An 18,595-nucleotide genomic window follows, 5' to 3' on the forward strand; every position below is an offset into this window, starting at 1 on the left:
TATCGGGATGTCGCAAGACGCTAGAAAAAATGCACAATTGCGTCAACCCCTTACCGCCAGACGCTTGCCGCCGTCAGGCCCCGCGTGACACACTCGCCCCGGATTTCCCTGGAAACGGGAGGGCTTCGCCAGGTGCAGACGGACGGGGATCTACGCGGACGCCTCGCGGACATGGTGGCCGAGGCCACCGACGGCGCGGTCGAGGCCGCCGACGTGCTGGCCGGGGAGACCCGGCTGGCCGATCTCGGCGTCACCTCGCTCGGCTATCTCAGGCTGATCGACGCGGTGGAGGCGGAGTTCGGCATCGAACTCGACATGACCTCGGCCGACAGCCTGGACGAGCTGGTGGACTACTTACGGCTCCATGCTTGAGTCGCCGCTGACCTGGGGGCAGCAGGACATCTGGCGGGCCGTGGTGGCGGCGCGGCCCCAGGAGCACTATCTCAACATCGGCCGGATCTTCGCCGCGCCGAAGCGGCCCGTCACCGTCGAACGCGCCGTCAAGGCCCTGGACGACCTCGTCGCCCGGCACGAGGCGCTGCGCACCCGGCTCAGCGGGCCGCGCGACTGCCCCCGGCAGCGGATCTCGCCCATCGCCCGGCCGTACGTCGAGGTGACGGACGAATCCGCTCAGGTGGTGTGCGACCGGCTGTCGAGCGAGCCGTTCGACTACTGGGAGGAGTGGCCGCTGCGGGTGGCGTTCCTCGTGACCGGCGACTATGTCCGGCATGTCGTGCTGGTGCTCTGCCATCTGGCCGCCGACGGGCACGCGGCCGATCTCCTGGTGAAGGACTTCCGGCTGCTCCTGCTGCGCGACTCGCTGCCCCCGCCGGAGAGCGCCACGCCGCGCGAACTGGCCGAGTGGCAGCGCTCGGCCGAGGGCAAGCGCACGTCCGACGAGGCTCTGGCCTTCTGGACGGCCGAATATCGGCGGATGGATCCCGTGACCCTGGCGGACGTCCCGCGGCGCCCCCGCTTCTGGGAGGCCACGATGACCTCCGCGGCCATCGCCGCGGCGGCGCAGGCCGTGGCCGCCCGCGAGCGGGTGAGCTCCTCGACGGTGCTGCTCACGGCCGCGATCCGGCTCGCCGGGCGGCTCACGGGCCAGCGGTTCTGCGGCATGCGGGTGATCGTCAACAACCGGTTCGCGGCCGAGCGCCGCGACGTGGTCTCCACGATCTCGCAGGAGGGGCTCGTCCTGCTCGACCTGCGTACGCCGGACTTCGGGCAGTTGGTACGGCAGGGCTGGCAAGTGGCCTTACGGGCCTACCGGCAGGCCCAGTTCGACCCGTACGCGATGGAGGAGGCGGTGTCGGACATGGGGCCGGGGATCAGGTCGTTCGGCTGCTTCAACGACCAGCGGCTGGTGCAGCGCGACGAGGCGACAGGTCTGGACGAACGGGCCGTACGCGCCTCGATGGAGCGGACCGACCTGGTCTGGACGGACACCATGGACCGCAACATCTGCGACTTCCGGCTGCACGTCGGCGGCGAGCCGGGGCGGATGGAGGTGTCGCTGTACGCCGACACCGGGCTGCTCGCGCCGCCGGGGATCGAACGCTTCCTGTACGACATGGAGTCGACGCTGGTCGAGGCGGCGTTCGCATGAGCCTGTACGCGGCGGCCACGTCGTGCGCGCAGGGGGAGTCGCTCCGGTTCCACCTGCTCGGGGGCGGCGGCCCGATCACCGTCGAGGACGTGCCGTCGGGGCGGGTCATGCTCCGGGACACGGCCGAGGGCGACACCTGGACGCTGAAGGTGGGCGCGGACTGGCCCAGCTCGCTCTACCGCGCCGTTCTGGGCGCCGAGTCCGCATATTTCGTCGTACGTGCGGCTGTGCCGGCTTCGCCGGTTATGGTGGCGATCCCCTTTCCCACCTGGGAGGCCTACAACCGGCCCGGCGTGCCCGGTGAAGGGCTCTACCAGGCCGAGCAGCCCGATCGGGCGGTCAAGGTCAGCTTCGACCGGCCGGGGGCGGGGCCGCAGATCGAGGAGTGGGAGCTGGGGCTGCTGCGGTGGCTCGGGCCTTCGGGCTACCCGGTCGACTACTGCTCGGGGCTGGACCTGCACGACGGTCTCGACCTGCTGAGCCGTTACCGGCTGCTGGTGATCAACGGGCACGACGAGTACTGGTCGTGGGAGATGCGGGACGCGGTGGAGGCGTTCGCGCGGGCCGGTGGAAATATCGCCATATTCTCCGGCAACACCTGCTGGTGGCAGGTCCGTTTCGAGGACGACCTCCGCACGATGGTCTGCTACCGCGACGCCGTCGCCGACCCCCTCGCCGCCACCGACCCCGGCCGGGCCACCGTCGAATGGCCCAGCGAACCCGTCAACCGCCCGGAGAACACCCTGACCGGCCTCACCTTCCGGAACGGCGCGGGCTGCTGGGTCGACTCACGGGTGATGGCCCACGAGTCGTACACGGCCCGCTTCGCCGGCCACTGGGTGTTCGACGGCACCGGGCTGGCCGACGGCGACACCTTCGGCACGGGCGCGCTCGGCTACGAGACGGACGCCGCCGACCTCGAATGGGTGGACGGGGTGCCGAGGGCGACGGGCCGCGACGGCACGCCACCGTCGTTCGTCGTCCTCGCCACGGCCGACCTGAGCCACTGGCGCCGGTACGGGAAGGGCGGCGCGGCCACGATGGGCGTACACCGCCTCGGCGCGGGGACCGTCTTCAACGCCGGCACCATCAACTGGGGCAACAGCCTCCACGACCCTGTCCTGGACAGAATCACCCGAAACATCCTCGACCGCCTGTCCCACCCCCCAAGCCACCCACCCACCTGGGACCCGATCGGCCCCGCCCCAACCTGCCCATCTCCTCGCGAGCCGTCTTCTCATGGCGTCGATGGTGTCGGCGGCACGCGTGATGGTGTCGGCGGCACGCGTGATGGTGCCGGTGGCACGCGTGATGGTGCCCACGGGACGCGTGCGCTGGCCGCCTGCGACAACCGGCTCTTCGCCGCCTGCTCGGACGGAACACTCGCCGTCCGCGACATCTCCGGCCAGAACCTGCCATGGCGAGTGATCGACGAGACCGACGTGATCGCTCTGGCGGCCCCTCGGGAGGCGCACGGCGGCCCACCCGCCGGCCTGTACGGGGTGGCTCCCGACGGCACGATCCGCTATCGCGACCCCGTCCTGACCAGGTCCACCTGGCAGGACGTCAGCCGGGCCCCCGAGGGCACCACCGGCCTGGCCGCCGTGGACGAGGGCCTGTTCGCCGTCACATCGGCAGGCGAGCTGTGGCACCTCCCGATCCGGCGCCTGGACACCCACGACTGGTCCCGAGCGGGCTCGGCCGGGGGCGCGGTGAGCCTGACCGCGATGAACGGGCGCCTGTTCGCCGCCTCCGCCGACCGGATCCTGACCAGACCCGCTGAGCGACACGAGACCGCCTGGCAGGACCTGGGCCCGGCCGAGGGCCACACCGTCCTCGCCGCCTCCGCCGGACGACTCATCGGCACCGGACCGGGGACCGGCCTCTCCTGGCGGTGAGAGTGGGGTCAGAGGAGACCGAGCCGGCCGAGCATGCCGAGCTGGTCGCTGCTGCCCCACCGTTCCACCAGCTTGCCGTCGGCGAAGCGGCTGATCTGCATGCCGCGGTAACTCACCTTCTTGCCGGTGGCCGGATGTCCCATGAGGTCGCCTAGGTGGGTGCCGCTGATGGTGTAGGCGAAGGCCAGCTCGTCATCGGTGGCGATCAGGTGCTCGACCTCGACGCGCAGGTCTGGGAACGCGGCGCGCATCTCGCCGAACATCGCCTTGTAACCGTCGGGACCCGGCCCTTGCCCGGGGGCGGGATCGTGGTCCACGGCATCGGGCGCGACCACTTCGTCGAAGATGGCGAAGTCGCCGCTCATCACCGCGGTGGCGAAGCGTTGCTGGGCGGCAAGGTTGGCTTCGTAGGTCATGTCTCTCCGTACAGTTGGTCGGCGACGGCCGGTCACGTCCTACGGACAGTGAATCTTCGTACGACTCTGTTTCTGCAGGTTAGGCGGCGAGCGTCTGCAGGGGCGGGTCTTGGACGGGGCGTGTCGCCGGGGATCGCACGGAGGCCGCTTCTACGGACGGTCACTCACGAGGGCCGCTTCTGGGAGCGGTGGCTTTCGTAGACCGCTTCTACGGGCGGTCGCTTTCGTAGGCCAGCCACTGGGCGCAGGTGTGCAGCCCGTAGTCCAGTGTCACGCTCGCCCGCCAGCCCAGCTCGGCGGCGGCCCGCTCAACATCGATCGGCGGCTTCGGCGGGTCGTCTGACGTTTCGACGTCCAGCGGCCGCACCGCCCCTGACACCGCCTCGGCCAGCTCCCGCATGCTCAGTCGTTCCGGGTTGGCGATGTTGAACACCCGCGACACCGGATTCCCCACCAGCGCCGCCAGCACCGCGCGAGCGACGTCCTGGACGTGCACCAACTGCGCGGGAGGGCCCGTGACGGGCGCGGGACGGTTGAGCGACGACCGCAGCACCAGCTCCGCGACCGCGCCCCGCTGCGGCATCCCGGGCCCGTAGGGCTCGCCCAACCGCAGCACCACGGCGCCAACCGCCGCCTCCTCCACTTGCCGTATGGCCCGCACCAGCGGCGTGGCAGCGGGCGCGCCGGCGAGTGGTGGGGAGGGAGCGGCATCCCCGAGCGTGGGTGAGGGGGCGTGCTTTCCGTCCCCGTAGACGGCGCACGAGCTGAGCAGGACGCCGCCGCGTGCGTCGGCGAAGGCCGCTCGCGCCAGGCGCAGCTCCTCCTCCGGGTCGGCGTCCTCGTCCCAGCCGAGCGCGCAGACGTGCACCACCACGGCGGCGCCCGCCTTGGGACCGACCGTTCGGTAGCCGTGGTCCGCGAGCGCGCCCGCCAGGTGGTCGCGGACGAACGTGTCGGCACCCGTCAGAGCCACCACAGGGCGGTCAGCGAAGGCCCGGGGACGGTGTCCGGGCCGGTCGGCCAAGCCCGCCTCCAGGCCCGCGCGGGCCGCCTCATGCCACTCGGGCGCGAGCCGGGCGAGCTCCCGGGCCCCGAGCTCATGGCAGAGCCCGCCAGGACCCATCGTGGCGAGCGCCCGGTCCAGCACGCGCGGGTCGGCACGCATCCCGCCACGCATGTCACCACGGTCCAGCACGCGCGGGTCCACACCGCGCGGATCGGCGTTGTCCCCAGCGACATCCGGGGCACTTTTTCCACCGGTCCAGCCGTGGACGATGCCCATTGTGTAGGCCGTGAGCCAGAGCGGCCAGTGCCGGGTCGCCGCCCTGGTCCGCAGTGACTCGGCGTCGATGCCCAGCCCCGCCAGGTAGTCCTCGCAGCGGATGTCCCGCCACCGCCCGGTCCCAGGGACGCGGACGGCGCACTGGGCCACCCCACGCTTGAAGAACGGGATCACCGGCAGCTCCCCGAGCACCATCTCCTCGGAGGACCGGCCCGCCTGCGAGCCGTCGGGAGAGAAGCCCTGCGGGTCGTCGGGGTAGGAGCCCTGCGGGTCGTCGGCAAAGAAGCAGGAAGAGCGGCGCAGCCCCTGGAAGTCGTTGTCCACCAGACTCGCCAGGTCCTCGTGCTCGGCCAGGCTCGGCACCGCCACGAACACGGGCACCCCCGCCTGACGCAGGTACCGCCCCATGAGCACGTCGTCGGGCCAGGTGTCGCCCCGGTCGCGGGCCCATTCCACGTACCCGCCCGCGACCTGTCTGGGCAGCAGCAGGGCCGCCACCGGCGTGTACTCACCGGCCCCCGGCACCCACCGCGCCCCGGCGAGCGCGCCCTGCCGGACGGCGGCGCCGTTGCGCGAGTTCCAGAAGGCGAACAGGGCGAGCGCGGCGTGCGGCAGGGCGCGGGCGGCACTCTCGGCGCGTTCGAAGAACGTTCTCGAAAGCACCATGTCGTCATGCAGCAGCAGATGGTGCGTGGCGTCCGAAGGGATGCTGGACCAGGCGAGCAGCGAGGTACGGAACGCCGACGGACGCCCCGCCGGATCGGGATCGGTGACGACGTCGAAGACGCCACCGGCCAGCCGGACGGCCGCCTCCCTACGCTGGGGATGCGCCATCACAGCCCCGGTCAACTTCACGTGCCCAGGCATCGGCCTCACGTGCCCAGGCATGCGCCTACCGCGAGCTCGCCCGACTCCAGCAGGTCAAGGGCGTCGCGCCGCTTCCCGCCGTCCCACTGCACCTCGCGGACGACCAGCAGCCCCGAGCCGCACGCCACCAGCACTCCGGCGACGCCGGTGGACCAGACGGGCGCGAGTACGCTGCCGGGCGGCTCTTGGCCGCCGTATTCGATCAGGTCGGCGCTGTGCACGAACAGCTTGCGGCCACCGACGAAGGTGAAGGCCCCCGGATACGGCGCGGCCAGCGCGCGGATCCAGTCGTAGAGGTCGTCGGCCGGCTTGGACCAGTCGATCACCCCGTCCTCCGGACGGCGCTTGTCCCACCACGAGCCGCCCGGGGGCTGCGGTCGTGCCACCACTTGTCCCGCCAGCAGCAGCGGCACGTACTTGGCGAGCAGCTCGATGTTGATCTCGGTGACCTTGCGGTACACCTCGGTGACGTCGTCGCGGCGGCTGATCGTGAACTCCCGCTGCGCGATGAGGTCCCCGGTGTCGGCGCCCTCGTCGAGGAAGAACAGGCTCACCGCGCTCGTCGTGAGCCGCTTGATGATGGTCCACGGCAGCGCGGCGCGTCCTCGGCCCTCCGGCAGGCGGGTGGGGTGCAGGCCGATGGACCCGAGCGGGCAGACCGACAGCAGCGGCTCGCGTACGAGCTGCGACCACCCGGCGATCACGAACAGGTCCATCTCCTTGACCCGCTCGTACGCCTCGCCGTCGTTGATGTCGGCGGTCTCCAGCAGCGGGATCCCGTGTTTCTCGGACGCTTCCCGCAGCGGCGCGTACCCGGAGCGGTGCTGCAGCTTGGGCGGGTAGCCGATCAGCAGCGACGGGGGAGTGCCCTGCGCGGCCAGTACGTCCACGGCGGGTGCGGCGAACTCCATGCCCGTGGCGAACGCGAACGTCTTCACCTGAATTGTGGCGCGGAGACCCGGTCCTTCAGGGCCGGGAGGAAGCGCCACCCCTCCTTTCGAAAACAGTATGGAAAGACTCGGTCACGTTCGGTAATATGTGCGGCGAGTGAGGAAGCTGTGACAGGAGGTGCGCGATGGCGATCCGCCGCTCCGCGACCAAACGCCACGGCCTGCCCACGATCGTGCAACTGCGGCTCACGCCTACCCCGGTCCAGGCTGAGGCGCTGGCGGGGGCGGTGCTGTTGTGCAATCAGGCGGCCACCGTCGTCTCCCGCCTGGCCTGGCAGCACCGCACTTTCGCGGTGGTGGAGTTGCATCGGCTGGCCTACTACGAGGTGCGCGGGCAGGTGGCTGGGCTGGGTGCGCAAGCGGCCGTGCGGGCGATCGCCCGGGTCGCCGGCGCGTATGCCAACCGGCGCGCCAGCAAGAAACGCGCCCACATCTTCCGCGCCCACGGCGCCGTCCCCTACGACGCCCGGCTGATGAGCTTCAACCGGGACGCCCGCACGGTGTCGCTGTGGACCCCCACCGGCCGCGTCACCGTCCCCTGCACCGGCCGGCCGGAAGACCTCAAAACCATCGAGGCACTGCCTCTCGGCGAGGCGGACCTGGTCTGCCGGCGCGGCGTGTGGCTGCTGCAGGTCGCGGTCACGCTGGCGAAGCCGGTGGTGCGTGAGCCGGTCGGCGGCTTTGTGGGGGTGGATCAGGGGGTGGCGAACCTGGCGGTCACCTCCGATGGCGCGGTGCTGCCCGGCCCCGCCCTGGCCGGGCCGATCGGCGGCAACGGCCACGTCCGCACCCTGCGAGAACGGCGCCACCGTCAACGCCGACGCCTGCAGAAGAAGGGCACGGCGGCGGCGCGGCGGGTGCTGCGCCGCCTGTCCGGGCGTGAGCGCCGGCTGATGACCGACCTCAACCACCAAATCAGCACATTCGTGGTGCGCGAAGCCGAACGCACCGGCCGCGGCGTCGCCCTGGAAGACCTTCAGGGTATCCGCGGCCGGGTAAGGGCTCACCGGCTCCAGCGGCGCACCCTGCACAACTGGGCATTCGCCCAGCAGATCACCTTCACCCGCTACAAGGCCGCCCGAGCCGGGATCGCCTTCGTCCTGGTCGACCCCGCCTACACCTCGCAGGCCTGCCCGGAATGCGGGCATATCAGCAGGGCGAACCGGCCGGCGCGGGGCCGGTTCGTCTGCACCAGGTGTGGCCTCGCTGGGCACGCCGACCACATCGCAGCCCGCAACATCGCCACACGCGGCATAGCGGACTGGGCTGCCATCAACCAGCCACACGCTACCGGCCTCCCCTCACCCAGACGGGACCGCGAGAGCAAACCACCAGATTCAGCCAGTGGTAGTTGATAAGACCTCCCTCAGCACCCCGAACGCTTCGGCGTGCGTGACACCGATCTCCGCGCCACGCAGTGTCGCCAGCGCCGTCACCGACTCCTCGCTCCTGATGTGCGGGGAGGGCCGGTGCTGGCTCTGGTAGCCGCGCAGCGCCTCCAGTTTGCGTTCCATATAGGCGCTTATGTCGCAGAAGGCCGTCGATCGCGGCATCGGTTCGGCGGCCCACTGGATCTTCGACATCTCATACAGCAGTACGGTCGGCACCAGCCACTTGCCGAACTGCTGGGCGATGGGCCGGGCCGCCGCGAACCCGGCGCCGAACACCGCCAGATGGTCCTGGTCGTAGTCGGCGAAGCTGGGCAGCAGGAGCAGGTCGGGCCGCCGCTCGTTCAGCGTCCGCTCGAACAGGTCGACCAGCTCCCTGCGCGGCAGCGTGTCCAGCCGCTCGGTCAGGTCCATGTCGCCGTACGCGATGTCGTACGAGAAGCCCAGCGTGGCCCGTACGGCCTCGATCTCCGCCAGCCGCTGCCGATAGCTGGTGGCACCGTCGAGGCCGTAGTGCCGCATGCCGTCGACCGCCAGATACAGGACGTGGACCTCGGCCCCCGCCTCGACCTGCGCGGCGATCAGGCCGCCGCAGCCGAGTACCTCGTCGTCGGCGTGCGGGGAGATCACCAGCACACGGTCAAAGCGGCGCATTCACTGCCCTCCGGTCTTCGCGGGCGCGATAGTACTCGGCGGTGCTCAGGATCAGCTCGTCGAGCGCGATCCGGGGCCGCCAGCCCAGGTCGGTCGCCGCCCGCAGCGCCGGGATCTTGTGGAACGACTCGGCCTCGGCGTAGTACGGCCCGTGCACGCTCCTGCCGTCGACGCTGACGATCGGCGACGGGCTGCCGAGTAACTCCTTCACCCGCTGGGCCAGCTCCATGATGGTGACGGCGTTCGCCGGGTTGCCGACATTGATGATGATGTCATCGCAGTTCAGCGCCGCGTCCATGTAGTCGATGAGGAACCCGGTCAGGTCGCTCGCCGCGATGAACGCCCTGACCTGCTCACCGCCCGCGAACACGGTGATCGGCTTCTCGGCCAGCGCCTGCTGGACGAACGTGGGCATGACGAACCCGCCCGCCCGCGACTGCCGCGCCCCCGCCACGTTGAACGGCCGGATGACCATCCCGCGCAGCCCGTGCTGGCGGCTGTTGGAGACCATCGCCTCGGCCAGCGTCTTGGCGATGGCGTACTCGATGCGGGTGTTGTACTGCGTCGGTACGACGATGTCGTCCTTCTCGTCGAGCACGCCGCTGCGGCCGTACACCTCGGCCGAGCTGAACATGCACAGCGGCGCGTCCGCCCGGATACAGGCGTCGATGACAGGGGCGGTGCTGCCGATGATGTCGTGGCCGAGCCGGCCCGCCCTGGACAGGATGCTCGCGGGGCCGACGTACGAGGCCGCGTGGATGACGCGATCGGCCCCCGCGAAGTCGCCGCCCGCCGCCAGATAGTCCTCCACCCGCTGCCGGACGACCGTGCAGCGAGGGTCGGCGTCGTAGTCCTCGCCGTCGATCACCGCACCCGCGTTGGAGTCGATGATCATTACTCGGTGGCCCGCGGCGAGATACGCGTCCACCAGATGTGAGCCGATAAAACCGAGACCGCCCGTGACGATGACTTCGCCACTTGGAGCTCCCACGGGCCTGCCTTTCCCACGAAGCCGTGATTTCGAGGAAAAACGGTCACTCGGGGCCTGTGCCGCCCCGGTGGCACCTAGCGTGGGATTAAAACAGTTTTCGCCACGCTTGTCACGCATGGCACAAGTTTTCATGGTTTGGCGCAGGCCTCCTGGACCGATCAGCCGGATCGGGCGTACGCTCGCCGCAATTCGGGCACAGGGAGTGACATGGCCACGTCGAGGGAACGCACCTTCACCGGCACCCGCGCCGCGAACGTGGTGCGCGAGTGGCCCCACGAGCAGCCGCGCTACGTCGCCATCCTGGTCCACGGGTACGGTGAGCACATCGGCCGGTACGAGTACGTGGCCGACAGCCTGGTCCGGCACGGCGCCGCGGTGTACGGGCTCGACCATGTCGGCCACGGCAAGTCGGAAGGCGACCGGGTGCTGGTCGTGGACTTCGAGGACGTGGTCACCGACGTACACGCCGTGGAGGAACAGGCCCGAGCCGACCACCCGCGCGTACCGGTCGTGCTGATCGGCCACTCGATGGGTGGCATGATCGCCGCCCGCTACGCCCAGCGCTACGGCGACGGGCTGGTCGCGCTCGTACTGTCGGGCCCGGTGATCGGCGAATGGGAGGTGATCCCCGTCCTGCTCGCCCTTGACGAACTGCCCGACATCCCCATCGACCCGGCCACGCTCTCCCGCGACCCGGCCGTGGGCGTCGCCTACGCCGAGGATCCGCTGGTCTGGCACGGACCGTTCAAGCGGCCCACGCTGGAGGCGTTCGCGACGACGATCGCCACGATCGCCAAGGGCGGCTCGCTCGGCAGCCTGCCGACGCTCTGGATCCACGGCGCCGACGACCAGCTCGTGCCGCTGACCTCAAGCCGTACCGGCATCGAGACGATCCGCGGCGACGACCTGACGGAGCGGATCTATCCCGATGCCCGGCACGAGGTGTTCAACGAGACGAACCGGGACGAGGTTCTGACGGACGTCACGACGTTCATCGACCGCGTCCTCGGCCACTGACTCCACGCTCCTTGATGCCCTGCGGCGGAGTCATCTCACGGGCAGCCACAGGTGTCCGGATCCGCGGGTCCGCGTGAGGTTCACCCGGTAGCAGCCGGCCTTGGGAAAGACGAAGCCCGTGCCCCACTCCTCACCCGGCCGCCGCCAGGACGAGCCCCCGTGCTGCTCGGGACCGAACGTGGGCTTCGCGCGGGTGCCGTCGGGCAGCGCGGCCGTGACCTTCAGCGGCCCTTCACCGGTCATCCGCCACACGATCTTGACCTCCTTGCCCCGGTTGAACGGAACCGGGGCGAACAGCAGCCCCCACACCTCAGCGTCCCGCGAGGTGCCTTGTACCTCGGGAAACCCGTCCTGATAGGTGAGCAGCGGCGTCCCGTGGCACGCCTCCCTGGTGGCGGCGGGCGTCGGCTTCTGTGACACGGCCGGTGTCTCCGCCCTGGTCGGCGTCCCGGCCTCAGTCGGTCTCGGCGACCCGGTCCCGCCCGTGGCGCACCCCGCGACCACTATGAGCACCGCTCCGATTGTCATCCGCCTCATCGAACCTCCTTCGCTCTCACGACACCTACTCCGGAGAGCGGCAAGAGGTTCCTGGTTCAGGTTCGGCGGTTTAGAAGGCCAACGGGCCTCCCGCCCATGGAGCGAGAGGCCCGTACCCAGCTGGTGCCCATACTCGGCTGACGCCCGTACTCAGCTGCACCCGTAGTCGGCTGGCACCTGTATTCAGCTGGCGCCCTACGACGCGTCCTCGCAGCGGACCGTGACGATCGCGAACCACACATGCGAACGCGCGTCCTGGGACGTCACCGACTCGAACACCTCGCACGACGTGAACCCGTGGTTCAACGCGTTCTGCCTGGCAGCGGCCTCGGCGCTGGCGAGCGCGGCGTCCTCCTCGATGCCCTTGCCGAACCCGTCGAACAGCGCGCCGATCCCGGCGTTGATGCTGGTGGAGGCGTCGGCGGAGGCGGGCAGAGCGGCGACGAGGGCACCCGCGACGATGCCGGAACCGGCCAGCGTCGTCGCAGCCAGCGCGACCAGCAGCTTTTTGGTCAGGTACTTCATAGGATCTCCCCGAGCTTCGATCGTTGGGGCTTACGTCTGAAAGGCGTTCCATCCCGTTCCACCGGATGCCTTCGCGATCAGTGCCCGGAGCCGGCGGCGCCCCGTCTCGCGGAAGCGGTCAAGGTCCTATTCCTCTCCCGATTCAAAAATGCGCCATCTCTCCGTGGGCGACTCTCTTTCGAGCCAGTAACCCCAGCTGAAATCATCAGACGCTTCTCGACCGCGCTTTTGCAGCTCGAGTTTCACGGACACCTGTATAACCGTGGTGTACCTGCCTGTGTCATCCGAATCCGGATGCCCCGGCCAGATCGTCATGGCCGTGATATCGGTCCAGTCGCAGAAGGCACTGTCGGCGAAGGACTCCTCACGATCGGCGAATTCTGGGGTGGACAAGCGGCGGGCGACGTCGATGTCCCTCGCCACGACCGCCTGCAGGTAGGCCCTTACCGTGTCTTCGGGAGAGGCGCTATCCGCCGGCGGCCGGATGTCGTGAAGCTTGCGGGGAACGCAGTAGAAGCCAGTGAATTCGCCGATCGCCGGATAGAGCAGGCCTAACGAGGCAGCGAACAGCACTGCTAAGCCAGCGGCGACATAGGTTTTCGGCTTCAAGGCCGCTCCCTGGACCAGTGCTTTTCCGGCACGAACGCCGCATGCATGAGATGTGAGCCGCTCGCGTCACCATCGTTGAGGCATCCCCAGCGCCTTGTCCGCCGGGCCGCCGTACTGACCGTGCGACTGCCCGCAGTCGCCACCCTGTGCCACGAGCGCAACGGGCAGTGACGTCCGCCACGGGGACATCTGCCCCATCGCAAGCATGAAGATCCCTTCACCCAGTCCGCCCCAAGGCCCTGGGAGAGCTTTATGATCGTAAAAAGAAATACCAGATCACGCCCAGGGCAATGAGCCAGATAATGGCGCCGATGCCGCAGACCATCAGGCAGCCTGTGATGACTGTTCGTTTTCTGCCTCGATCGCCCCATTCGTGACGACCACGATCTGGATCCATGCTAAGAGGCTACTTCCCTCTCGCCTCGGATAATTGACCATGACTGTAAGGGAGGGGCATTTGTGGCATTTATCTATTTCCGAGGATGGGAAGGATCAATGCGGAGGGATATTCCTGACCATGAAAGATCTCGAAGCGAGTACGCCGTGTCCGCACGGCCTCCGCCGCCGGCTCCCCGGTCCCATGGTTGCGCGCGAACCTCGGGAACGCGCCTCCTGCTACCTGCACCCGCAGGCGGTGGCCCTTGCGGAAGCGGTAGCCGGTCGGGTGGAGTTCGACCTCCGCCCGGGTCACACTCTGCGAGTCCTGGGGCAGGCGCACGATGCCGTCGGTGACGTTCCGGGAGACGCCCGCGGGATCGACGTCGCAAAGCCGTACGAACAGGTCGGCATGCCCCGTGTCGGTGCGTACGTGCACGACCGCCGAGACCGGACCGACCAGGTCGAGATCGCGGGGGAGCGGTGCGGTGGTGTGGACGAGCACGTCGGAACGGCGCTCCACCTCCCGGTTGTCGCGCTGTCCGGTCTCTTGGGCGGACAGCATCGGACCGCCTGGTGACCGCGTGGGGTGCGCCGGGTCATAGACGAACGTGTCAGAAGAGCTCTTTTCCGGCACCTCCCAGCCGAGCCCCCGGCCGTGGCCCAGGTAGAGCGGAGTGGGCGTGGACTCCGCGGGCGGCCACTGGTCGAAGTCCAGCCAGCGGTTGGCCTTCTGCAGGTAGAGGCGTACCGGTGCCTGGTGCAGTTGGGCGGTGTCGCCGAGCAGGTACGCCGACAGCCACGACACCTGATCGATCAGCACGGCACGCAGCGCGCCCGAATCATGGCCCCATGGGCCGATCGTGATCCGGCTGCGCCGCCCCGCCTCCCGCAGCGCGGTGAAGTCACGCAGCTGCGCGGGCAGGAACAGGTCCCACCAGCCGGTCACCATGCTCGTCGGCGTGGTCATCTCGGCCGCCGCCGCGCGGTGGTCGGTGGCCGCCCAGAAGTCGTCGCCCGGCTCGGCGTGCGCGGCCACCTCGCGCAGGAACGGTACGGGCTTGCCGATCGCCGCCAGGTCGGACGTGCCGATGGGGACGTGCGCCATGGCCCGCCGTACGCGCCGCTGTTGTCGGGGGTCGGGCAGCAGCCCGCCGAGGGGCGCCTCCTCCTGGGTGCCGATCAGCGCCGACCAGGCCAGCGTGTTGTGCAGGCCCATCACGCCGCCCGGATAGAACGTGCTGACGAACTCGCTGGTCGTGATCCCGAGTCCCATCGCCTCCAGCGGCGGATCCAGGTAGGGCCCGACCGCCCACTGCGTGTACCCGAGATAACTGGCCCCCGCCATGGCCAGCCGCCCGTCACACCACGGCTGCGCGCGTAACCAGGCCGCCGTGGCAAGGCCGTCGTCCTTCTCCTGGTGAAAGGCGTGGAAGCGGCCACCGGAGCCGAAGACGCCCCGGGTGTTCTGGACGACGACCTGCATCCCGCGCCTGACCAGCACGCTCGCGAACGCCTTCGCGTCGATCCGGTGCTTTCCGTACGGCGTGCGCATCAACACCACGGGCAGCGGCCCGGCGCCGCGCGGCCGGTAGCGATCGGCGAGCAGCGCCACGCCGTCGGGCATCGAGACCCGCAGATCACGAGTGACCGCCACATCATCGACCACCGCCTCCGGCAGCCCGAGGAACCTGTCGAACAGCCTGCCGAGCACGCTCATGAGAAGTCCTCCCGCTCGACCTCCAGAGTAGAGCTCTGGGGCGGAAGGAACGGTCGCTGTTGGTGAGAAGGATGTTGCTTGAACGGAACCAAGGCGCCTGCGGGCGGTCAGTGGGGTCAGCGAGCTCGCACGCGCACACACGAAGTCGGCCACCGGAACCGTCACGTCCTGGCCGGTGACTTTCCCCTCGCCGCCTTGTCTGCACAGAAGAGAAGGAGGCGTATATGCGAAAGCCCCCACCCACGACCCACGCCGACACCGCCGGTGACGCCTGGCTCGGCGGGGTCGCCCTGCTGGGTCGGGCCTCCGACTACGCGCTGAGCTGCCTGCGCCTCGTCACGTCCGCCGATCTGGACCGTCCAACCCCGTGCCGTGGCTGGGACCTACGGACGTTGCTGGCACATACGAACGACTCGTTCGCGGCACTGACGGAAGCCGCAGCCTTAGGACACGTCGCCCTCGTCCCCCCGCTGAGCGACGACGGTAACGACCGCCACGGCGACAGCCATGGTCACGGTCACGGTCATGACTGCGGCGATGGACGCGATGGCAGCGACGGCGGCGGCGGTGGACGCGACGGTCATGGCGGACATGACGGTCACGGCGGTGGCGGCGACGGTCACGGCGATGACCATGACAGCTTGCGAAACCGCACCGCCAGCCTTCTCCGCGCCTGGGCGGGGTCCAAGGACGCGATGGTCTCCGTCGGCGGTTGCCCGTTGACGGCCGCGCTGGTGTCCGCCGTCGGCGCCGTCGAGGTGGCCGTGCACGCCTGGGACGTGGCCCAAACATGCGGCCACCCCCGTCCCATCCCGGACGACGTGGCGGCCGAGCTCCTCCCGCTGGCCCGGCTCTTCGTCACAGATGCCGACCGTCCGGCCCGTTTCGCCCTACCCCTGAACGCCGCCCCCCGAGCCCCGGCTCAGGACCGTCTGCTCGCCTACCTGGGCCGCGACCCCCACTGGGCTGACAACAGGAAGTAGCTTGACAGCATTAATTGTCGGTGTCAGCGTGGAGCCATGTACGAAGTCGCGGTGATCGAGGACCCGGCCGCCGCCGAGGCGTCGCTGGATCCGGTACGCGCCCGGCTGCTGGCCGAGCTCGCCGAGCCGGGCTCGGCCACGATGCTGGCCGCCAAGGTCGGTCTGGCCAGGCAGAAGGTGAATTACCACCTCCGAGCCCTGGAAAGCCACGGTCTGGTCGAACTCGTCGAAGAGCGGCGCAAGGGCAACTGCACCGAACGCGTCATGCAAGCATCGGCCGCCTCCTACGTCATCTCGCCGACGGCCCTGTCGGCGGTCCAGCCCGACCCGTCCCGTTCCCCCGACCAGCTCTCGGCCCGCTGGCTGCTCGCCCTGGCCGCTCGGCTGGTGCGCGACGTGGGCGCCCTCATCACCGGGGCCACGAAGGCCAAGAGGCGGGTGGCGACGTTCGGCATCGACGGCGAGGTCCGCTTCGCCTCAGCCGCCGACCGTGCCGCCTTCGCCGAGGAGCTGTCCGGGGTGGTTACTGCGCTGGTCAGCAAGTATCACGACGAACAGGCCGAGGGTGGGCGGCCCCATCGGCTGGTCATCGCTATCCACCCATCTGTGGGGAAACAGAGCACTGATGGGTGATCTGTTCGTTAATCAGGGGTTCGCCGACGGATGATCCGGCCGAGATGCGGGTACGGATAGCGGCGCATGAGTGCGAGGGCGGCCCTGTACCCCAGGCCGTACCAGACCGATGAGTGCATGTGCGGCCCTGTCGACGCGGCGGTGAAGCCCAGCGCCGAGACCAGGGCGAGCAGCGTGGTGGCGACGGCCGATCTTCGTGCGGCCGTCGCCCCCACTAACGGCCGCCCACCAGCAGACCGCCATCCGCCACTAACCGCCCGTCACAAGCCGCCACCGCCACCCGCCACAAGCCGCCACCCGCCACAAGCCGCCACCCGCCACGAGCGAACCCGTCACGACGCGAGCGTTTCCAAAACCTGTTCGCCATACTTGGCCAGTTTGTTCTCGCCCACCCCGTTGACCGTCCCCAGCTCCGCCAGCGTCGACGGCGAAAGCGTCGCGATCTCCCGCAGTGTCGCGTCATGGAAGATCACGTAAGCCGGCACCCCCTGCTCCTTGGCCGTCGCCGCCCGCCACGCGCGCAGCCGTTCGAAGATCGGCGCGGCATCGGCCGGCAGCTCCACCACGGGACGGTCCTTACCGGAGGTCTTGGCGGTCTTCGCCCGCGCGGCCCGCTCGGGGTCGCGGCGCAGCCGCACCTCGCGCTGCCCGCGCAGCACGTCGGCGCTCGCGTCGGTGAGCACCAGCGCGCCGTAGTCGGACTCGACGGCCAGCAGCCCCTGCGCCAGCAACTGGCGCACCACCCCGTGCCACTCGGTGTTGCCCAACTCGGCGCCCACCCCGAACACGCTCAGCGAGTCGTGGCCGTGCTGCAGCACCTTGGCCGTCTTCTTGCCGAGCAGGATGTCGGCGATCTGCCCGACACCGAACTTCTGCCCCCGCTCGCGGCGCAGCCGCAGCACCGTGGACAGCACCTTCTGGGCGGGGACCGTGCCGTCCCACGACTCGGGCGGCGCCTGGCAGGTGTCGCAGTTGCCGCACGGCTTGGAGTCCTTCTGCCCGAAGTAGTCGAGCAGCATCACCCGGCGGCACTCGACCGTCTCGCACAGGGCCAGCATCGCGTCGAGGTGGAGCACCTGGCGGCGGCGGTGGGCCTCGTCGCCCTCCATGGCCAGCCGCCGGTGCTGGACCACGTCCTGCAGCCCGTAGGCCATCCAGGCGGACGCGGGCAGCCCGTCGCGCCCGGCTCGGCCGGTCTCCTGGTAGTAGCCCTCGACGGACTTGGGCAGGTCGAGATGGGCGACGAAGCGTACGTCGGGCTTGTCGATGCCCATGCCGAACGCGATCGTGGCCACCACGACCAGCCCGTCCTCACGCAGGAAGCGCGCCTGGTGCGCGGCGCGGGTGCGGTTGTCGAGGCCCGCGTGGTAGGGCACGGCGGCGATGCCGTTGTCGACCAGGAAGGCCGCGATCTTCTCGACTGAGGAGCGCGACAGGCAGTAGACGATGCCCGCGTCGCCCTCGTGCTCGGTGCGCAGGAAGTCGAGGAGCTGGCGCTTCGGCTCGCTCTTGGTGGCGATGCGGTAATGGATGTTGGGCCGGTCGAAGCTGGCCACGAAGTGCCGGGCCTGCTCCAGCCGGAGCCGCGAGGCGATCTCGGCGTGGGTGGCCGGGGTGGCGGTGGCGGTCAGCGCGATGCGCGGCACCTCCGGCCAGCGCTCGTGCAGCTCCGACAGCGCCAGGTAGTCGGGGCGGAAGTCGTGTCCCCACTGCGACACGCAGTGCGCCTCGTCGATGGCGAACAGCGAGATCTCGCCCTTGGCCAGCAGCCGCAGCGTCGTCTCGACCCGCAGCCGCTCCGGCGCCAGGTAGAGCAGGTCGAGCTCGCCGGCGAGGAAGGCCGCCTCGACCCGTTGTCGCTCGTCGAAGTCCTGGGTGGAGTTGAGGAACCCCGCGCGCACGCCGAGCGCCGTCAGCGCGTCGACCTGGTCCTGCATCAGCGCGATCAGCGGCGAGATGACCACCCCGACCCCGGCGCGGACCAGCGCGGGGATCTGGTAGCACAGCGACTTGCCGCCGCCGGTCGGCATGAGCACCAGCGCGTCGCCGCCGTCGACGACGTGATCGATGATCTCCTGCTGCCCGGCCCGGAACGAGTCGTAGCCGAACACGCGGTGGAGAGCCTCGGTGGGGGTATCCAT

At 69.8% G+C, this 18,595-nt stretch carries 19 protein-coding genes; 7 read left to right on the forward strand and 12 right to left on the reverse strand.

Annotated features, from left to right (window positions below):
• The first annotated feature begins 132 nt into the window (after positions 1-132).
• From ACIBO2_RS04490 to ACIBO2_RS04500, 3 genes are read left to right on the forward strand one after another with little or no spacing between them, the layout of a single operon-like run.
• A complete protein-coding gene (locus ACIBO2_RS04490; protein WP_358536879.1) occupies positions 133-372 on the forward strand; it encodes an acyl carrier protein in 240 nt (79 codons plus the stop codon).
• Positions 365-1,609, forward strand: coding sequence for a condensation domain-containing protein (locus ACIBO2_RS04495; protein WP_397295359.1), 1,245 nt, complete (start codon positions 365-367; stop codon positions 1,607-1,609). The genes ACIBO2_RS04490 and ACIBO2_RS04495 overlap by 8 nt, the downstream gene beginning before the upstream one ends.
• Positions 1,606-3,507, forward strand: coding sequence for a N,N-dimethylformamidase beta subunit family domain-containing protein (locus tag ACIBO2_RS04500; RefSeq protein ID WP_397295361.1), 1,902 nt, complete (start codon positions 1,606-1,608; stop codon positions 3,505-3,507). Before ACIBO2_RS04495 ends, ACIBO2_RS04500 begins: the two co-directional genes overlap by 4 nt.
• Before the next feature lie 8 nt (positions 3,508-3,515).
• Here the strand turns inward: ACIBO2_RS04500 and ACIBO2_RS04505 are convergent, their stop codons facing one another.
• The 3 genes from ACIBO2_RS04505 to ACIBO2_RS04515 all read right to left on the reverse strand — a co-directional run bounded on the left by ACIBO2_RS04505 (position 3,516) and on the right by ACIBO2_RS04515 (position 7,010).
• A complete protein-coding gene (locus tag ACIBO2_RS04505; protein WP_358536884.1) occupies positions 3,516-3,923 on the reverse strand; it encodes an ester cyclase in 408 nt (135 codons plus the stop codon).
• Positions 3,924-4,131: 208 nt separating this feature from the next.
• The gene (locus tag ACIBO2_RS04510) at positions 4,132-6,039 is read right to left on the reverse strand and encodes an NAD-dependent epimerase/dehydratase family protein (protein ID WP_397295364.1); all 1,908 of its coding nucleotides are present in this window, start codon (positions 6,037-6,039) and stop codon (positions 4,132-4,134) included.
• A gap of 38 nt (positions 6,040-6,077) precedes the next feature.
• Positions 6,078-7,010, reverse strand: a complete 933-nt coding sequence (locus tag ACIBO2_RS04515) for a methionyl-tRNA formyltransferase (protein ID WP_358536889.1) — start codon at positions 7,008-7,010, stop codon at positions 6,078-6,080.
• Positions 7,011-7,147: 137 nt separating this feature from the next.
• On the opposite strand from ACIBO2_RS04515, the gene ACIBO2_RS04520 reads away from it, so the two are divergent.
• Entirely contained in the window at positions 7,148-8,377 is a 1,230-nt protein-coding gene (locus ACIBO2_RS04520) for an RNA-guided endonuclease InsQ/TnpB family protein (RefSeq protein ID WP_397295366.1), read from the forward strand.
• Here ACIBO2_RS04520 and ACIBO2_RS04525 read toward each other — a convergent pair.
• Both ACIBO2_RS04525 and ACIBO2_RS04530 read right to left on the reverse strand, forming a co-directional pair.
• Positions 8,360-9,064 (reverse strand): PIG-L family deacetylase, encoded by a 705-nt coding sequence (locus tag ACIBO2_RS04525; protein WP_358536893.1) that lies wholly within the window; start codon positions 9,062-9,064, stop codon positions 8,360-8,362. The genes ACIBO2_RS04520 and ACIBO2_RS04525 overlap by 18 nt on opposite strands.
• On the reverse strand, positions 9,051-10,187 hold the full coding sequence (locus ACIBO2_RS04530; RefSeq protein WP_358536896.1) for an NAD-dependent epimerase/dehydratase family protein: 1,137 nt from the start codon (positions 10,185-10,187) through the stop codon (positions 9,051-9,053). The genes ACIBO2_RS04525 and ACIBO2_RS04530 overlap by 14 nt, the downstream gene beginning before the upstream one ends.
• A gap of 75 nt (positions 10,188-10,262) precedes the next feature.
• Here ACIBO2_RS04530 and ACIBO2_RS04535 point away from each other — a divergent pair, with 75 nt between their 5' ends.
• Positions 10,263-11,072: a lysophospholipase gene (locus ACIBO2_RS04535; protein ID WP_358536898.1), complete on the forward strand. Its 810-nt coding sequence runs from the start codon at positions 10,263-10,265 to the stop codon at positions 11,070-11,072.
• 30 nt (positions 11,073-11,102) lie between these two features.
• On the opposite strand, the gene ACIBO2_RS04540 is transcribed toward ACIBO2_RS04535, so the two are convergent.
• From ACIBO2_RS04540 to ACIBO2_RS04560, 5 genes are all read right to left on the reverse strand, one after another.
• Complete coding sequence (locus ACIBO2_RS04540; RefSeq protein ID WP_358536901.1) at positions 11,103-11,609, reverse strand: hypothetical protein; 507 nt, start codon at positions 11,607-11,609, stop codon at positions 11,103-11,105.
• Positions 11,610-11,804: 195 nt separating this feature from the next.
• Positions 11,805-12,134 (reverse strand): hypothetical protein, encoded by a 330-nt coding sequence (locus ACIBO2_RS04545; protein WP_358536903.1) that lies wholly within the window; start codon positions 12,132-12,134, stop codon positions 11,805-11,807.
• A 126-nt stretch (positions 12,135-12,260) separates the two neighbouring features.
• Complete coding sequence (locus ACIBO2_RS04550) at positions 12,261-12,743, reverse strand: hypothetical protein (protein ID WP_397295370.1); 483 nt, start codon at positions 12,741-12,743, stop codon at positions 12,261-12,263.
• Between the two features lie 250 nt (positions 12,744-12,993).
• The gene (locus ACIBO2_RS04555; protein ID WP_358536907.1) at positions 12,994-13,140 is read right to left on the reverse strand and encodes a hypothetical protein; all 147 of its coding nucleotides are present in this window, start codon (positions 13,138-13,140) and stop codon (positions 12,994-12,996) included.
• Between the two features lie 69 nt (positions 13,141-13,209).
• On the reverse strand, positions 13,210-14,838 hold the full coding sequence (locus ACIBO2_RS04560) for a CocE/NonD family hydrolase (protein WP_397295372.1): 1,629 nt from the start codon (positions 14,836-14,838) through the stop codon (positions 13,210-13,212).
• 224 nt (positions 14,839-15,062) lie between these two features.
• Here ACIBO2_RS04560 and ACIBO2_RS04565 point away from each other — a divergent pair, with 224 nt between their 5' ends.
• Positions 15,063-15,821, forward strand: coding sequence for a maleylpyruvate isomerase N-terminal domain-containing protein (locus ACIBO2_RS04565; RefSeq protein ID WP_397295374.1), 759 nt, complete (start codon positions 15,063-15,065; stop codon positions 15,819-15,821).
• Positions 15,822-15,857: 36 nt separating this feature from the next.
• Entirely contained in the window at positions 15,858-16,454 is a 597-nt protein-coding gene (locus tag ACIBO2_RS04570; RefSeq protein WP_357942381.1) for a helix-turn-helix domain-containing protein, read from the forward strand.
• 8 nt (positions 16,455-16,462) lie between these two features.
• On the opposite strand, the gene ACIBO2_RS04575 is transcribed toward ACIBO2_RS04570, so the two are convergent.
• Together ACIBO2_RS04575 and recQ are read right to left on the reverse strand one after the other, a co-directional pair.
• On the reverse strand, positions 16,463-16,669 hold the full coding sequence (locus ACIBO2_RS04575) for a hypothetical protein (RefSeq protein WP_358536913.1): 207 nt from the start codon (positions 16,667-16,669) through the stop codon (positions 16,463-16,465).
• Positions 16,670-16,786: 117 nt separating this feature from the next.
• Positions 16,787-18,595 carry a DNA helicase RecQ gene (gene recQ / locus ACIBO2_RS04580; RefSeq protein ID WP_358536915.1) on the reverse strand — a complete coding sequence of 603 codons (1,809 nt, stop codon included), beginning with the start codon at positions 18,593-18,595 and terminating at the stop codon, positions 16,787-16,789.

It is taken from the genome of Nonomuraea sp. NPDC050022, from assembly GCF_044460705.1.
Taxonomy (GTDB): domain Bacteria; phylum Actinomycetota; class Actinomycetes; order Streptosporangiales; family Streptosporangiaceae; genus Nonomuraea.

What these genes read in the sequence shown, in the direction of transcription:
- recQ (WP_358536915.1), bottom strand. Translation starts at nt 18,595, where the DNA reads ATGGATACCCCCACCGAGGCTCTCCACCGCGTGTTCGGCTACGACTCG.
- ACIBO2_RS04545 (WP_358536903.1), bottom strand. Translation starts at nt 12,134, where the DNA reads ATGAAGTACCTGACCAAAAAGCTGCTGGTCGCGCTGGCTGCGACGACG.
- ACIBO2_RS04525 (WP_358536893.1), bottom strand. Translation starts at nt 9,064, where the DNA reads ATGCGCCGCTTTGACCGTGTGCTGGTGATCTCCCCGCACGCCGACGAC.
- ACIBO2_RS04530 (WP_358536896.1), bottom strand. Translation starts at nt 10,187, where the DNA reads ATGAAAACTTGTGCCATGCGTGACAAGCGTGGCGAAAACTGTTTTAAT.
- ACIBO2_RS04500 (WP_397295361.1), top strand. Translation starts at nt 1,606, where the DNA reads ATGAGCCTGTACGCGGCGGCCACGTCGTGCGCGCAGGGGGAGTCGCTC.
- ACIBO2_RS04560 (WP_397295372.1), bottom strand. Translation starts at nt 14,838, where the DNA reads ATGAGCGTGCTCGGCAGGCTGTTCGACAGGTTCCTCGGGCTGCCGGAG.
- ACIBO2_RS04555 (WP_358536907.1), bottom strand. Translation starts at nt 13,140, where the DNA reads ATGGATCCAGATCGTGGTCGTCACGAATGGGGCGATCGAGGCAGAAAA.
- ACIBO2_RS04540 (WP_358536901.1), bottom strand. Translation starts at nt 11,609, where the DNA reads ATGAGGCGGATGACAATCGGAGCGGTGCTCATAGTGGTCGCGGGGTGC.
- ACIBO2_RS04565 (WP_397295374.1), top strand. Translation starts at nt 15,063, where the DNA reads ATGCGAAAGCCCCCACCCACGACCCACGCCGACACCGCCGGTGACGCC.
- ACIBO2_RS04505 (WP_358536884.1), bottom strand. Translation starts at nt 3,923, where the DNA reads ATGACCTACGAAGCCAACCTTGCCGCCCAGCAACGCTTCGCCACCGCG.
- ACIBO2_RS04520 (WP_397295366.1), top strand. Translation starts at nt 7,148, where the DNA reads ATGGCGATCCGCCGCTCCGCGACCAAACGCCACGGCCTGCCCACGATC.
- ACIBO2_RS04570 (WP_357942381.1), top strand. Translation starts at nt 15,858, where the DNA reads ATGTACGAAGTCGCGGTGATCGAGGACCCGGCCGCCGCCGAGGCGTCG.
- ACIBO2_RS04510 (WP_397295364.1), bottom strand. Translation starts at nt 6,039, where the DNA reads ATGGCGCATCCCCAGCGTAGGGAGGCGGCCGTCCGGCTGGCCGGTGGC.
- ACIBO2_RS04535 (WP_358536898.1), top strand. Translation starts at nt 10,263, where the DNA reads ATGGCCACGTCGAGGGAACGCACCTTCACCGGCACCCGCGCCGCGAAC.
- ACIBO2_RS04495 (WP_397295359.1), top strand. Translation starts at nt 365, where the DNA reads ATGCTTGAGTCGCCGCTGACCTGGGGGCAGCAGGACATCTGGCGGGCC.